The sequence below is a fragment of the Silvania hatchlandensis genome (genome assembly GCF_025564065.1).
GTDB lineage: Bacteria > Pseudomonadota > Gammaproteobacteria > Enterobacterales > Enterobacteriaceae > Enterobacter > Enterobacter hatchlandensis.
Genome location: NZ_JAMGZK010000054.1, coordinates 79,356 through 94,217, shown reverse-complemented (window position 1 = coordinate 94,217; position 14,862 = coordinate 79,356). Strand labels below are relative to the sequence as shown.

Sequence of the window (14,862 nt, the reverse complement as noted above, 5' to 3'; positions counted from 1 at the left end):
AAATGTTTTCGTTTACACTGCGCTTTCTATGCATGTCCCAGGGAAATGATTATGTTGAGATTTTTGAACCAATGCTCGCGCGGTCGCGGAGCGTGGTTGCTGTTGGCCCTGACCGCTTTCGCTCTCGAAATGGTGGCATTGTGGTTCCAGCATGTGATGTTGCTGAAACCCTGCGTGCTTTGCATCTATGAACGCTGTGCGCTGTTCGGCGTGATGGGCGCAGGCCTGGTGGGTGCCATTGCCCCAAAATCCCCGCTGCGCTATGCGGGTATCGCTATCTGGCTGTACAGTGCCTGGAAAGGGATTGAGCTGGCCTGGGAGCATACGATGATGCAGCTGCACCCATCGCCGTTTATGACCTGTGATTTTGCCGCCCGCTTCCCAAGCTGGCTGCCGCTGGACAAATGGCTGCCGCAGGTGTTTGTCGCCTCAGGTGACTGCTCCGTGCGCCAGTGGGAGTTCCTGACGCTCGAGATGCCGCAGTGGCTGGTGGGTATTTTTGTCGCTTTCTTCGTGGTAGCCCTGCTGGTGCTTATTGCCCAGCCGTTCAAACCCAAAAAACGCGATCTGTTCGGGCGTTAATGTCCGGCAAATAAAAAACCTGCCGCGGCAGGTTTTTTTTTACGCGCGGGAAGGGTGATTCAGAATATGGTCTTCCCAGTCGCGCACCTCGGATTCCTTCACCGCAATATGGCGAACGGAAATTCGCTCCCCGTGCATCGCCGCTTTCGACCCCGTCAGCAACGGATGCCAGTCCGGTAGCCCCTTCCCTTCCGCCAGCAGGCGATAGGCGCAGGTCGGCGGTAACCATTCAAAAGTCGGCAGATTTTCGCGGGTCAGCTTGATGCAGTCCGGCTCATACTCGAAGCGACGCTCGTAGTTACGGCACTGGCAGGTTTTGATGTTCAGCTGTTTACAGGCGACGTTGGTGAAGTAGATTTCGTCTGAGTCTTCATCCATCAGCTTATGCAGGCAGCACTGGCCGCAGCCGTCGCACAGCGATTCCCACTCGGCGTCGGTCATGGTCTCAAGTGTCTTGCTCTGCCAGAAAGGGATTTCGCTCATAAGAATGTCCACGCAACAAAAGAAAGCGCACCTTATAACCAGTCTGGCACCATGATGCAAGTTTTGCCGCCGGAAAGAGGCGGCAATCAGGGGTTACAGCACGCGGGTTTTCAGTGACAGGCCGTTAAAGGCCACTTCCAGCTCATCGCCGCCGGACAGCGGGCCTACGCCTTCCGGGGTGCCGGTGAGGATCACATCACCCGGTTTGAGGGTAAAGAAGCGGCTCATATAGGCGATCAGCGGCACGATCTTGTGGATCATGTCAGACGTTGAACCCTGCTGGCGCACTTCACCGTTAACCTTCAGGCTCAGGGGGGTGTTCTGCGGATCGTCTTTGAATTCTGACACCGGGATAAACCCGGAGATCGGGCAGGAATTATCAAAGCCTTTGGCTTTTTCCCACGGCTGGCCGGCTTTTTTCATTTTGCCCTGCAGGTCACGCAGGGTCAGGTCCAGTGCAACGCCATAACCGGCAATCGCCTTCTGCACATGCTCTTCAGAGGCCTGGCGCAGCGTGGCACCAATCAACACCGCCAGCTCCACTTCGTGGTGAACCGACCCCAGCCCCTGCGGTAGTACCAGCGGCTGGCGCAGATCGCACAGCGCGGTCTCAGGTTTAATGAACAGTACCGGCTCATCCGGAACCGCACTTCCCATTTCCTGAATATGCTTAGCATAATTACTGCCTACACAGACGACTTTACTTACTGGAAAATCCAGTAAGGCTCCTTGCCAGTTATGATGTTGATACATGTTAATCCCCTAAAAAGGTTTATGTCATGCTAACAGATAATTCTTAAACTAATTTTTCCTCTGCTCTTCAAGATGCTGTTTGAGTAAATTCTCTTGCGGAGGAGGGAGTTGTAAATAATAGCCTTGTTCAGCTAATGCACTTTTAACTTTTTCCAGATCGGCGTTGCTCAATTGTTTACGCCCGTCGAGGGGCATCAGCATCACCAGCTGCGGCTTGCCGAAGGACTTCAGCAGTGCCTCAGGCACCCGGGAGAAATCGTCCTTTTTTTCGACATAAAGATAGGTTTGATCCCGTTGGGTACTTCTGTAGATCACACAAAACATATATTTCCTCTGAATATCCGTGGAGGGTGACTTGCCTCAATATAGTTGTGACTATAACATGCCTGGTACTCTTCGGAATATCGTCGCGCTGGCGTGACGGTTAAAAGCAAATTGAGTAAGGCCAGGATGTCAAACACGCCCATCGAGCTTAAAGGCAGTAGCTTCACCTTATCAGTGGTTCATTTGCATGAAGCAAAACCCGAGGTTATTCGTCAGGCGTTAGAAGACAAAATTGCGCAGGCGCCCGCATTTCTGAAACATGCGCCGGTGGTGATCAACGTCAGCGCGCTCGAAGCGCCGGTTAACTGGCGGCATGTGCAAGAGGCGGTTTCTGCCACCGGTCTGCGTATCGTGGGCATCAGCGGCTGTAAAGATGCCGAACTGAAAGCAGAGATAGACCGTGCAGGTCTTCCGCTGCTGAATGAAGGCAAAGAAAAAGCCCCACGGACCGCCCTCCCGGAGAGCGAGCCCCCTGCTCCACCTGAGCCCGCTGTTATCCCTGTCACAAAAACGCGATTTATTGATCTGCCTGTTCGTTCCGGTCAGCGCATTTATGCGCCAAACTGCGACCTGATTGTGACCAATCACGTCAGCGCGGGCGCAGAGCTGATTGCGGATGGCAATATTCATATTTATGGCGCAATGCGCGGCCGCGCGCTGGCGGGCGCCAGCGGCGAGCGCGATGCGCAGATATTTTGTACCCACCTGGAGGCGGAGCTGGTCTCCATCGCGGGGGTTTACTGGCTGAGCGATAACATCCCGGCCGAATTTTATGGCAAAGCGGCGCGTCTGCGACTGGCAGATAACGCTTTGGCCGTTCAACCGTTGAATTGATCCCTTTTTCACAAGGAATTTCTATGGCACGCATTATTGTTGTGACTTCTGGTAAAGGAGGCGTTGGCAAGACCACCTCCAGCGCGGCCATCGCAACCGGTTTGGCCCAGAAGGGCAAGAAAACCGTCGTTATCGATTTTGATATCGGTCTGCGTAACCTCGACCTGATTATGGGCTGCGAGCGTCGCGTGGTGTACGATTTCGTTAACGTGATTCAGGGTGATGCCACGCTGAATCAGGCGCTGATTAAAGACAAACGCACCGAAAACCTCTTTGTTCTGCCGGCTTCTCAGACGCGTGACAAAGATGCACTGACCCGCGAAGGCGTGGAGAAAGTGCTCGATGAGCTGAAAAAGATGGAGTTCGACTTCGTGGTCTGCGACTCCCCGGCAGGCATCGAAACCGGGGCGCTGATGGCGCTGTACTTCGCCGATGAAGCGATCATCACCACCAACCCGGAAGTGTCGTCCGTACGCGACTCCGACCGTATTTTAGGGATCCTCGCCTCAAAATCCCGCCGTGCGGAAAATGGCCAGGACCCGATCAAAGAGCACCTGCTGCTGACCCGTTACAACCCGGGTCGAGTGAACAAAGGTGATATGTTGAGCATGGAAGACGTGCTGGAGATCCTGCGCATCAAACTGGTTGGCGTCATCCCGGAAGATCAGTCCGTGCTGCGCGCATCTAACCAAGGCGAGCCGGTGATCCTCGACGTCAACGCTGACGCGGGTAAAGCCTATGCCGATACCGTGGATCGTCTGCTTGGAGACGAACGTCCTTTCCGCTTCATAGAGGAAGAGAAGAAAGGTTTCCTCAAACGCCTGTTCGGAGGATAAGTTATGGCATTACTGGACTTTTTTCTCTCACGAAAGAAAAGCACCGCCAACATCGCGAAAGAGCGACTGCAAATCATTGTCGCGGAACGCCGTCGTAGCGATGCGGAACCGCACTACCTGCCGCAGCTGCGCAAGGACATTCTGGAAGTGATTTGTAAGTACGTGCAGATCGACCCGGAAATGGTCACCGTACAGCTGGAGCAAAAGGACGGGGATATCTCGATTCTGGAGCTCAACGTGACCCTGCCGGAAGCGGAAGAATCACGTTAGGTTTGTGGGGCCTGTAGACGCCGGGCGGCGCTGCGCTTGCCCGGCCTACTCTACGGCTTACTGCGGATACTCTTCCAGCAAGGCCTTCAGACGATCGGCCATCAATTCCCCACGCCAGCCTGAAATTAACTCCGGCTGTCCATTTGGCGTTTTCAGCTTCCAGTGCACGTTTAGCAGCTGGTTGATCTGACGACGCGACGCCAGCAGCTCGGCGCTAATTTTGCTTTCGGTAGCCACTTCCTGTACCAACGCTTTAATCGCTTTAAAGGCTTTGCGATAGCCCGGCATGTCCATCAGATTCAGCAGGGGTTCTGGCAGTTCATCGTCCGGCAGCTGTTGGGCTTTAGCCACCAGTGCCAGCAGCGTTTTGCCGTGGAAGCGAATTTCAGAGCCGGACAAACCAATGCTGTCCAGTTCGCCCAGACTGGAAGGCATATAACGCGCCACGCCCCACAGATGCTCCTCACGCACCACGAAATTCACCGCCAGATCGCGCTCACGAGCCTTGCGCAGACGCCAGTCGGCCAACAGTTGCAGGCAGGCCAGCTGACGGGTACGCAGCTGCCAGGCGTTGGTGATGTCGCGCCAGGCGTCTTTCGGGTCGGTGACCTCCTGACGACGCTGCTGCGTCATGCGGCACTCATCGAGCGCGGCGGGCAGCCAGCCTGAGGCTTCCGCCTCCTGCATCAGTTGACCGGCAATCGGCAGCAGGTAAAACACATCTGCCGCCGCGTAGTCGAGCTGACGCTCGGTCAGCGGGCGCGCCAGCCAGTCGGTGCGGGATTCGCTCTTGTCGATCACCAGCCCCGTATACTCTTCGACCATGCCGGCAAACCCCCATGAGAGCGGACGACCGGCAAACGCCGCCAGGATCTGGGTGTCGATCAACGGCTGCGGCATGATGCCGAACGTATTGAGGAAAACTTCCAGATCTTCGCTACCGGCGTGCAGATATTTAGTAATGGCCGTGTTCAGCAGTAGCGCACGCATCGGTGCCCAGTCGGTGATTCCAAGGGGGTCGATCAGCGACACATGTTTGCCGTCGTACAGTTGGATCAGACCCAGCTGCGGATAATAGGTACGGGTACGAACAAATTCGGTATCCAGAGCGATGGCGGGCGCGTCGCGAGTGACATCGCACAGGGAAGCCAGCTCGTCATTGGTGGTGATCATCTGGTAGTTCAAATCATTTTCTCTTTAGTTTGCACCCATAAAAAAACGCCGGCGTAGCCAGCGTTTTGGAGTGACTAGCACGAAGCTCAGCCTTTATTGTCCACTTTGGCACGCGCTTCGTCACGTAATTCTCGTCGTAATATCTTCCCGACGTTCGATTTAGGCAGTTCATCCCGAAACTCTACCAGCTTCGGTACCTTATAGCCGGTCAACTGACGACGGCAGAAGGTGACCAGCGCCTCTTCAGTCAGGGCCGGATCTTTTTTCACGACAAAGATTTTTACCGTTTCGCCGCTGCTGCCCGCAGGCACGCCCACGGCCGCCACTTCCTGCACGCCGTCGTGCTGCATCACCACGTCTTCGATTTCATTAGGATAGACGTTAAAGCCGGACACCAGGATCATATCTTTCTTGCGATCGACAATGCGCAGGAAGCCTTCGTCGTCCATCACCGCGATATCACCGGTATATAACCAGCCGTCTTTGATGATTTCGTCGGTGGCATCCGGGCGCTGCCAGTAGCCGAGCATCACTTGCGGGCCCTTTACACACAGCTCGCCTGGTTCGCCAGGTGCGACTTCGTTATCCTCATCGTCCACCAGCTTCGCTTCGGTGGAGGGCACCGGCAGGCCGATGCTGCCGCTGTGATAATCGATATCGTGTGGGTTGACGCTGACCAGCGGGGCGCATTCGGTCAGGCCGTAGCCTTCGAGCAGATACTGACCGGTCAGCTTGACCCAGCGATCGGCCACCGCCTGCTGAACCGGCATCCCGCCGCCTGCGGAGAGATGCAGCGTTGAGAAGTCGAGCTGATGGAACTCTTTGTTGTTGAGCAGCGCATTAAACAGCGTGTTAACCCCTGTCATGGCGGTAAACGGATATTTCGCCAGCTCTTTCACCAGTCCCGGAATATCACGCGGGTTGGTTATCAGCACGTTTTGCCCGCCCAGCTCGATAAACAGCAGGCAGTTCATGGTCAGGGCGAAGATGTGATACAGCGGCAGCGCGGTGATGACCAGCTCTTTGCCGCGATGCAGCAGCGGGCCGTAGGTGGCATTCACCTGCTCGAGGTTGGCCAGCATGTTGCGGTGGGTCAGCATTGCCCCTTTCGCCACGCCCGTCGTGCCGCCGGTATATTGCAGGAACGCCAGATCCTGCGGCACCACTTCCGGCTTCACGTACTGCATCCGGTAGCCATTGTGCAGCGCACGGCGGAAGGAGATAGCATCCGGCAGGTGGTATTTTGGCACCAGCCGTTTAACGTATTTGACGACGAAGTTAACCAGCGTCCCTTTGGCGGTAGACAGCTGATCGCCCATCCGCGTCAGAATGACGTGCTTCACCTGGGTTTTATCAACCACTTTTTCCAGGGTGTGGGCAAAGTTGGAGACAATCACAATTGCCGCTGCACCGCTGTCGTTGAGCTGATGCTCCAGCTCGCGGGGGGTATACAGCGGATTGACGTTGACCACGATCATGCCCGCACGCAGGATGCCAAACAGCGCAACCGGATACTGCAGCAGGTTAGGCATCATTAATGCCACCCGATCACCTTTTTGCAGACCTAAACCCTGTTGCAGATAGGCGGCAAAAGCCCGGCTACGCTCTTCCAGCTTGCGGAAGGTCATCACCTCGCCCATGTTCACGAAGGCAGGCTGATCGGCGTAACGCGCGACGGAGTGTTCAAACAGTTCAACCAGGGATTGATAACGGTCAGGGTTTATCTCGGCGGGGACATCCGCAGGATAACGGTTAAGCCAAACCTTCTTCACTACTTCACCTCTGAAATGCGTGTTCGTCGTCATCACAACCCCGGTTAATATACAAGTCGTTAACATAATATTAACTCAGCGTACCAGTTTAAAAATTGTCCGGATTTAAGGTTGCGAAGCGCGTCACTATTTATTTTTGTTATAGCCGTCGAAAATGAGAAGCAGCGGACGCGCCGCTGCTTCTTTTATAATAATAACAGCAAGTTACTCGGTGACTATCGTCCGAACCTCTGCAGGTCCACCGTATCCTGCCCAGCCGCCATAGCCACCATAACCGCCATAGCGCCATGGATGCGGTCCCCAATACCAGGGATCAATCGGCTGCGGAGGCATCATCACCTGCTGCGTCACGCGCCAGCGCTTGTAACCGTTAGCCTGCATGGTCATAAATTTATACGGCGTATTACCAATTTTGCCCTGCTCCGCGCCAGTGATCGGACCGACAACGGTGACCAGATGCCCACGGAAATCCACCGGGTCGAGGAACCCGTTCAGATCGGCAAAGATCCGTCCGCGTGAGGCTTCACCCAGGATCGGACGTGCCCCGCTGTCCAGCGGGACGGTGGCAATTTCCAGTCGGGTTTTGCCCTGCCGGTTTTCCACGCCAACCACTTTACCGCCGAAGCGTGCTTCCTGACCCACGTACAGCTCCGGCGCATTCATTACCCGCACCAGATCCTGCTGCGGCGTCGGGCTGCTGCCCTTGATGGCATCAGGAACCGAAACACACCCGCTCAGGGCCAGGGTCAACGCCCCCACCGCCAGCAGGCGAACTACGCATTGTTGAACCGCCATGTGCGACTCCTTTTCTCAGATTCTATTACTGAGATTCATGCCCGGCCCGGAAGTTTCTTCCACGCCACTTCGTTTCGTAAATAAACCGGCTCGGCCTTCTCGACCGCCACGGTTTGTCCGGCTGCCAGCATCTGACAGGCAATCGGCAGCATATCTTCTGCAGCAGGCAGTAATACCTTCCCCTCAACCAGCGTCAGGCCACTGTCGTTAGCCATATCTGGCCACGTCTGCCAGCCGGTGCCCACGGTCGCCCATTCACCCGACAGGGTTTTCAAGCGCTCGCTTACCGCGTCCGGTTTGAGCACCGCTTCGCTCGTTTCGCCGTGCCAGACGCCCTGCTCATCGCGAGTGTACTCCGCCCAGTAGACTTCGCCCATTCGCGCGTCGATGGCGGCCAGCACGCGGGTTGCACCGGTGTTGCGCCATGCGCCCTGCGCCATGGTGGCCAGCGTCGAGACGCCAATCATCGGCAGTTCGGCGCCCAGCGCCAGCCCCTGCGCAATGCCAATACCAATGCGCACGCCGGTAAAGCTGCCGGGGCCACGGCCATAGGCCAGAGCATCAAGGTTATGCAGGGAGGTGTTGCCTTCGGTGAGGATCATCTTCACCAACGGCAGGATACGTTGGGTATGTTCCCGGGCGCACTCTTCGAAATGAGCACAGATAGCACCGTCGTTCCACAGGGCAACAGAGCAGGCCTCTGTAGCGGTATCAATAGCCAGAATTCGCATTCGTTGTCGCGCTCTCGCAATGGTCAGTCACAAAAAGGCGCGTATTTTAGCACACGCCCAGGCAAATTACTCCGTCCGGGTCGCCGCAAGGAAGCGCACGGCGCGATCGATGTCGCGGGTGCGTGGCGCAGGCGGCAGGCTGGCGATGAAGGTGGCGCCGTAAGGGCGCATCACCAGTCGGTTATCGCAGATCACCAGCACCCCGCGGTCGTCCACATCGCGGATCAGACGCCCGACGCCCTGCTTAAGCGTGATGACGGCATCCGGGAGCTGTACTTCGTCGAACGGATCGCCCCCGCGCAGACGGCAATCTTCCATCCGCGCCTTCAGCAGCGGATCGTCCGGAGAGGTAAAGGGCAGTTTATCGATGATCACCAGCGACAGGGCATCGCCGCGCACGTCCACCCCTTCCCAGAAGCTGCTGGTCGCCACCAGCAGGGCATTGCCCGCGCTGACAAACTGCTGGAGCAGCTGACCTTTGCTGGTTTCACCCTGCAGCAGCACCGGCAGGGTCATGGTGGCACGGAACTGCTCGGCCAGATCGCGCATCATGGCATGCGAGGTGCAGAGCATAAAGCAGCGGCCATTGTTGGCCTCAATCATCGGCTTAAGCATCGCCGCCAGGTGGCGGGCCGCCCCCGGCTGGTTGGGTAGCGGCAGGTTACGCGGCACGCACAGTAGCGCCTGGGTGGCATAGTCGAACGGGCTGGGCAGCAGCAGCGATTCCGCCTGCTCGATGCCCAGCCGCTCCGTGAAGTGGTGCAGATCGTCGTTCACCGACAGCGTCGCGGAGGTAAAAATCCAGCTACCCGGTTTTTGCGCCATCACCTCTTTAAATTTATCGGCCACGGTCAGCGGCGTCAGGGCAAGGGTGAAGTGGCGGGAATTGCATTCGTACCAGTAGCTGTAGCCCGGCTGGTTGAACTCTTTTAGCCGTTTCAGGCGCGTGCGATACAGCGTCGCGCGTTCAAAGGCGGCGTCCAGCAAGGCCGAGCGGCCCAGCGACAGCTTCGCCACGTCGTAACAAAGCTCCAGCGCGTCATCGAGTAACAGCAGCGCGCGCTGGATATGCTGATTGGCCAGCAGCTCTCGTAGATTGCCGCGATAGCCCGGATCGCCGAGCTGCATGCGGAAGTCCTGAGTGCTTTGTGCCAGGCGGTCGGCACACTTTTGCAGCTGCTGGGTATCTTTCAGTTCGGTGCGGTACGCAATGGTGAAATCTTTCGCCAGGTCCAGCAGCTGGCGGCTGGAGAGCGACTGGCCGAAATACTGGCTGGCGATATCAGGAAGCTGGTGCGCTTCATCGAAGATTAATACCTCGGCCTCGGGGATCAGCTCGCCAAAGCCGCTCTCTTTAACCACCATATCGGCGAGGAACAGATGGTGGTTGACCACCACCACGTCGGCATCCATTGCCGTTTTACGCGCTTTTACCACGAAGCAGTCTTTATACAGCGGGCAGTCGCTGCCCAGACAGTTGTCGTTGGTGCTGGTGACCAGTGGCCAGACGGCGGAGTCTTCGGCTACGCTGGCGCAGGTGCTGATATCCCCGTCGAGAGTCTGATTGGACCAGCTGCGCAGGATGATAACGTCGCTGAGGGTTTGTACCGGCAGGTCACCGCCCGCCAGCGCCTGCTGTTCGAGGCGTTCAAGGCACAGATAGTTGGAGCGCCCTTTCAGCAGAGCCAGACGGCCTTTGTATTTCAGGGCTTTTGCCACCGTCGGCAGGTCGCGGCTGTAGAGCTGATCCTGTAGGGCTTTCGAGCCGGTGGAGATGATCACTTTCTTTTTGGCGCGCAGTGCAGGCGCCAGATAGGCGTAGGTTTTACCGGTACCGGTACCCGCTTCCACCACCAGCGGCTGACCGCTGTCTATGGCTTTGGCGACCGCGTGCGCCATCTGACGCTGCGGCTCGCGCGGCTTAAAACCGGGAATTGCCTGCGCTAACTGCCCGTCTGCTAAGAAATCGTCTGCCACTCTGCCCCCTGTATTTTTGCACAGGGGATTATGTCAGGCCGCTCGCCCTGGCGCCAGTCGAGAGTGACGCAGACAAAACAATATGGCAGTCTTGCCCGCTGAAATTCACACTAACGAGGAATCGTATATGACAATTGTTCGCATTGATGCCGAAGCCCGCTGGTCAGATGTGGTGATCCACAACCAGACCCTTTACTACACCGGCGTACCGGCGAATCTGGATGCCGACGCGCTTGAACAGACCGCCAACACCCTGGCACAGATTGACGCCGTGCTGGAGAAACAGGGCAGCGACAAATCCCGTATTCTGGATGCGACCATTTTTCTGGCAAATAAAGACGATTTCGCGGCGATGAACACAGCCTGGGATGCGTGGGTGGTGGCAGGTCATGCGCCTGTACGCTGCACGGTACAGGCGACACTGATGAAACCGCAGTATAAGGTTGAGATTAAGATCATCGCTGCGGTGTAAGGCGGGTTACTCTTCTTCGTCATCCTCAAAACGCGCCACAATCCGCTCTCCGGTGTGGGTGGCGCGTAACTCTGCTGCGACGATGGTAATAGCCTCCCCGCTGCTCATCCCGTTGGACATCAGTTCCTGAATGCGCTCGACGGCCTTTTGTTGCTGCTCATGGCTCAGTGAAGGTAAACCTGCAAACATCGTCAACTCCTGCTAAATTATCAGCGCTAATAATTTCACGCTGCCCGGTAGTATGCCACCGATGAACCCGTTATCCCCCACTGTTTTGACATTATCGTGGCGCCCTGACGCCGCAGAATTCTGGTTTGCGCCAATAAGCCATCTGCCGTGGGCGATGCTGCTGCACTCTGGCCATGCGGATCATCCCTACAGCCGCTTCGATATTCTGGTGGCCGATCCGCGCACCACGCTGGTGACACACGGTGCGGATACCGTCATTGATGGCCTTCACGTTGACGCCTGTCCGCTGACTTTGCTGCAGCAGACTATTGATTCGATGGGACTGCCCTGCGCGTCAGACCCTGACCTGCCCTTCCAGGGCGGGGCGCTCGGCCTGTTCGGGTACGATCTCGGACGCCGCTTTGAACACCTGCCCGAGCATGCCGCGCGCGATATCACCCTGGCCGATATGGCCGTGGGCCTGTACGACTGGGCGCTGATCGTCGATCACCACAAACAGCAGGTGTCGCTGGTGTGCCATGGCGATGCGGCCGCGCGGCTGGCGTGGCTTGAATCCCGACGCGCCCCTGCATCCGGGCCCGCATTCCGCTTAACCTCCCGCTGGCAGGCCAATATGACGGAGGCGGAGTACCACGAAAAATTCCACCAGGTGCAGGCTTACCTGCACAGCGGCGACTGCTACCAGGTTAACCTGGCTCAGCGCTTTCAGGCCCATTACGAGGGCGATGAGTGGCAGGCGTTTACTCAGCTGAATGCCCAGAACCGCGCGCCGTTCAGCGCCTTTATACGCCTCGACGAGGGGGCGATTCTGAGCCTGTCGCCGGAGCGCTTTATTCACCTGGCGGATGGCACCATCCAGACCCGCCCCATTAAAGGCACCCTGCCGCGTCTGGCAGATGCCGAGGCCGATCGCCAGCAGGCACAGAAACTCGCCGCCTCGCCAAAAGATCGCGCTGAGAACCTGATGATTGTCGATCTGATGCGTAACGATATTGGCCGGGTAGCCGAACCCGGCAGCGTGCGAGTACCGGAACTGTTCATCGTTGAGCCCTTCCCTGCTGTGCACCACCTGGTGAGCACCATTACCGCCCGCCTGCCCCCTGCGCGTACCGCCTGCGATCTACTGCGCGCCGCCTTCCCGGGTGGGTCGATTACCGGTGCGCCAAAGGTGCGGGCGATGGCGATCATCGACGAACTGGAGCCGCATCGGCGCAATGCCTGGTGCGGCAGCATCGGCTACCTCAGCCTGTGCGGCGGCATGGATACCAGCATCACCATTCGCACGCTGACCGCGTTTGACGGACAGCTCTACTGCTCCGCAGGCGGCGGGATCGTCGCAGATAGCCAGGCCGATGCGGAATATCAGGAAACCTTTGATAAAGTGAACCGCATTCTGCAGCAACTGGAGTATTAACTGATGGACACCCGCAACCTGACTCTTGACGATTTTTTATCGCGCTTTCAGCTTTTACGTCCGCAAATCAACAAAGCGTCGCTGAACCAGCGCCAGGCAGCGGTGCTGATCCCGGTGGTGCGTCGGGAGCAGCCCGGACTGCTGCTGACCCGCCGTTCGTCGCAGATGCGTAAACATGCGGGTCAGGTGGCGTTTCCTGGGGGCGCGGTGGACAGTACCGACGCATCGTTGATTGCCGCCGCGCTGCGCGAGGCACAGGAAGAAGTTGCGATCCCACCGGAGAAAGTTGAGGTGATTGGCGTCCTGCCTCCGGTGGACAGCGTGACCGGGTTTCAGGTGACCCCTGTTGTCGGGATTATTCCCCCGGATTTGCACTACCATGCCAGCGTGGACGAAGTAGAATCGGTGTTTGAAATGCCGCTGATGGAAGCCCTGCGTTTGAGCCGATATCATCCGCTGGATATTCAACGTCGTGGACACGAACATCGGGTCTGGCTTTCGTGGTATCAGCATTATTTTGTCTGGGGCATGACGGCCGGAATTATTCGTGAGCTGGCGCTACAGATCGGCCTGAAACCTTGACTATACTTTACATTCGTACTTTTTTTCCGCCTTTGCGATCGCCCTCCCGCTATTAGTTAATCCGGTCTTAGCCATTAGTTAAATTCATGTGAATAGTTGAGCTGACGGCCGGTATCCCTCTTACACTATGCGCAGTTATTACATCGTTACTGGAAACCCGGTAACCCTGTCAGGAGTGTTAAAGTGATTAGTATATTCGACATGTTCAAAGTGGGTATTGGCCCCTCTTCCTCCCACACTGTAGGGCCGATGAAGGCCGGTAAACAGTTCGTCGATGACCTGGTCGAAAAAGGATTACTGGATAGCGTTACCCGCGTGGCCGTGGATGTGTACGGTTCGCTCTCGTTAACGGGTAAAGGCCACCACACCGATATCGCCATTATTATGGGTCTGGCTGGTAATATGCCGGCCACCGTAGATATTGACGCCATTCCGGCGTTTATTCGTGACGTGGAAACACGTGGCCGTCTGCTGCTGGCGAACGGCCAGCACGAAGTGGATTTCCCACAGGACGACGGGATGCGTTTTCGCAGCGACAATCTCTCGCTGCACGAAAACGGGATGCAGATCCACGCCTTCAGCGGCGAGAAAGTGATCTATAGCAAAACCTATTACTCTATCGGCGGCGGCTTTATTGTCGACGAAGAGCACTTCGGCAACGATGCTGCCGGCGATGTGAACGTGCCGTATCCGTTTAAATCGGCGACAGAGATGCTCAATTACTGCAAAGAGACCGGCCTGTCGCTCTCCGGCATGGTAATGCAGAACGAACTGGCGCTGCACAGCAAGCAAGAGATCGAAGACTATTTCGCCGATATCTGGAAGACCATGCGCGCCTGTATCGATCGCGGCATCAATACCGAAGGCGTGTTGCCCGGCCCGCTGCGCGTTCCCCGTCGCGCCTCGGCCCTGCGCCGGATGCTGGTGACCACCGATAAGTACTCCAACGATCCGATGAACGTGGTGGACTGGGTGAATATGTTTGCCCTGGCGGTGAATGAAGAGAACGCCGCAGGTGGACGGGTTGTTACCGCTCCAACCAACGGCGCCTGCGGGATCGTTCCAGCGGTGCTGGCCTACTATGACCACTTTATCGAACCTGTCACCCAGGAAAGTTACATTCGCTACTTCCTCGCCTCGGGTGCGGTGGGTGCGCTGTACAAGATGAACGCCTCAATTTCCGGTGCGGAAGTGGGTTGTCAGGGTGAAGTCGGCGTGGCCTGTTCAATGGCGGCGGCGGGTCTGGCAGAGCTGCTGGGCGCCAGCCCGGAGCAGGTGTGCGTAGCAGCAGAGATCGGCATGGAGCATAACCTCGGCCTGACCTGTGACCCGGTAGCCGGTCAGGTACAGGTGCCGTGCATCGAACGTAATGCCATCGCGTCAGTAAAAGCGATTAACGCCACGCGCATGGCGATGCGCCGCACCAGTGCGCCACGCGTGTCGCTGGATAAGGTCATCGAAACCATGTACGAGACCGGCAAGGACATGAACGCCAAGTACCGTGAAACTTCTCGCGGCGGTCTGGCGATTAAGGTGCAGTGCGACTAATCCTCCCCGTTTTACCGTTGGTTTCGTTTCTCATACTCCCTTCGCCCATCTGATACAGATGGGCGAAATTGCGCCCCTTTTCTCGTTAGCCGAAAAATTGCCCACTACACTACCTCTGTTGCCACGG

General features: G+C 57.1%; 17 protein-coding genes. 8 read left to right on the top strand and 9 right to left on the bottom strand.

The window, feature by feature from the left end; translation table 11 throughout:
* Positions 1–51 precede the first annotated feature (51 nt).
* Positions 52–582 carry a disulfide bond formation protein DsbB gene (gene dsbB, locus M8014_RS19485; RefSeq protein WP_271284026.1) on the top strand — a complete coding sequence of 177 codons (531 nt, stop codon included), beginning with the start codon at positions 52–54 and terminating at the stop codon, positions 580–582.
* 39 nt (positions 583–621) lie between these two features.
* Here the strand turns inward: dsbB and M8014_RS19480 are convergent, their stop codons facing one another.
* From M8014_RS19480 to M8014_RS19470, 3 genes are all read right to left on the bottom strand, one after another.
* Positions 622–1,065: a YcgN family cysteine cluster protein gene (locus M8014_RS19480; protein ID WP_271284025.1), complete on the bottom strand. Its 444-nt coding sequence runs from the start codon at positions 1,063–1,065 to the stop codon at positions 622–624.
* Positions 1,066–1,158: 93 nt separating this feature from the next.
* Positions 1,159–1,818, bottom strand: a complete 660-nt coding sequence (locus tag M8014_RS19475) for a fumarylacetoacetate hydrolase family protein (protein ID WP_271284024.1) — start codon at positions 1,816–1,818, stop codon at positions 1,159–1,161.
* Between the two features lie 48 nt (positions 1,819–1,866).
* On the bottom strand, positions 1,867–2,142 hold the full coding sequence (locus M8014_RS19470) for a YcgL domain-containing protein (protein ID WP_271284023.1): 276 nt from the start codon (positions 2,140–2,142) through the stop codon (positions 1,867–1,869).
* Between the two features lie 126 nt (positions 2,143–2,268).
* Here M8014_RS19470 and minC point away from each other — a divergent pair, with 126 nt between their 5' ends.
* Genes minC through minE form a run of 3 tightly spaced genes read left to right on the top strand, consistent with a single transcriptional unit; the run spans position 2,269 to position 4,082 of the window.
* Positions 2,269–2,976, top strand: coding sequence for a septum site-determining protein MinC (gene minC, locus M8014_RS19465; RefSeq protein ID WP_271284022.1), 708 nt, complete (start codon positions 2,269–2,271; stop codon positions 2,974–2,976).
* A gap of 23 nt (positions 2,977–2,999) precedes the next feature.
* A complete protein-coding gene (gene minD / locus M8014_RS19460; protein WP_271284021.1) occupies positions 3,000–3,812 on the top strand; it encodes a septum site-determining protein MinD in 813 nt (270 codons plus the stop codon).
* A gap of 3 nt (positions 3,813–3,815) precedes the next feature.
* On the top strand, positions 3,816–4,082 hold the full coding sequence (gene minE, locus M8014_RS19455) for a cell division topological specificity factor MinE (protein WP_003859937.1): 267 nt from the start codon (positions 3,816–3,818) through the stop codon (positions 4,080–4,082).
* A gap of 57 nt (positions 4,083–4,139) precedes the next feature.
* Here minE and rnd read toward each other — a convergent pair whose 3' ends face one another.
* The 5 genes from rnd to M8014_RS19430 all read right to left on the bottom strand — a co-directional run bounded on the left by rnd (position 4,140) and on the right by M8014_RS19430 (position 10,530).
* Positions 4,140–5,267, bottom strand: a complete 1,128-nt coding sequence (gene rnd, locus M8014_RS19450) for a ribonuclease D (RefSeq protein WP_271284020.1) — start codon at positions 5,265–5,267, stop codon at positions 4,140–4,142.
* Between the two features lie 74 nt (positions 5,268–5,341).
* Positions 5,342–7,027 carry a long-chain-fatty-acid--CoA ligase FadD gene (fadD, locus tag M8014_RS19445; RefSeq protein WP_271284019.1) on the bottom strand — a complete coding sequence of 562 codons (1,686 nt, stop codon included), beginning with the start codon at positions 7,025–7,027 and terminating at the stop codon, positions 5,342–5,344.
* Between the two features lie 204 nt (positions 7,028–7,231).
* Positions 7,232–7,822 (bottom strand): Slp family lipoprotein, encoded by a 591-nt coding sequence (locus M8014_RS19440; protein WP_271284018.1) that lies wholly within the window; start codon positions 7,820–7,822, stop codon positions 7,232–7,234.
* Between the two features lie 35 nt (positions 7,823–7,857).
* Positions 7,858–8,553: a tRNA (adenosine(37)-N6)-threonylcarbamoyltransferase complex dimerization subunit type 1 TsaB gene (tsaB, locus tag M8014_RS19435; protein WP_271284017.1), complete on the bottom strand. Its 696-nt coding sequence runs from the start codon at positions 8,551–8,553 to the stop codon at positions 7,858–7,860.
* A 66-nt stretch (positions 8,554–8,619) separates the two neighbouring features.
* A complete protein-coding gene (locus M8014_RS19430; RefSeq protein WP_271284016.1) occupies positions 8,620–10,530 on the bottom strand; it encodes a DNA repair helicase YoaA in 1,911 nt (636 codons plus the stop codon).
* A gap of 127 nt (positions 10,531–10,657) precedes the next feature.
* Here M8014_RS19430 and M8014_RS19425 point away from each other — a divergent pair, with 127 nt between their 5' ends.
* Positions 10,658–11,002: a RidA family protein gene (locus M8014_RS19425; RefSeq protein WP_271284015.1), complete on the top strand. Its 345-nt coding sequence runs from the start codon at positions 10,658–10,660 to the stop codon at positions 11,000–11,002.
* A 6-nt stretch (positions 11,003–11,008) separates the two neighbouring features.
* Here M8014_RS19425 and M8014_RS19420 read toward each other — a convergent pair whose 3' ends face one another.
* Entirely contained in the window at positions 11,009–11,191 is a 183-nt protein-coding gene (locus M8014_RS19420; protein ID WP_271284014.1) for a YoaH family protein, read from the bottom strand.
* Between the two features lie 61 nt (positions 11,192–11,252).
* On the opposite strand from M8014_RS19420, the gene pabB reads away from it, so the two are divergent.
* The 3 genes from pabB to sdaA all read left to right on the top strand — a co-directional run bounded on the left by pabB (position 11,253) and on the right by sdaA (position 14,735).
* Positions 11,253–12,605, top strand: a complete 1,353-nt coding sequence (gene pabB / locus M8014_RS19415) for an aminodeoxychorismate synthase component 1 (RefSeq protein ID WP_271284013.1) — start codon at positions 11,253–11,255, stop codon at positions 12,603–12,605.
* A 3-nt stretch (positions 12,606–12,608) separates the two neighbouring features.
* Positions 12,609–13,187 (top strand): CoA pyrophosphatase, encoded by a 579-nt coding sequence (locus M8014_RS19410; RefSeq protein WP_271284012.1) that lies wholly within the window; start codon positions 12,609–12,611, stop codon positions 13,185–13,187.
* Between the two features lie 183 nt (positions 13,188–13,370).
* Complete coding sequence (gene sdaA / locus M8014_RS19405; RefSeq protein WP_271284011.1) at positions 13,371–14,735, top strand: L-serine ammonia-lyase; 1,365 nt, start codon at positions 13,371–13,373, stop codon at positions 14,733–14,735.
* Positions 14,736–14,862: the final 127 nt, after the last annotated feature.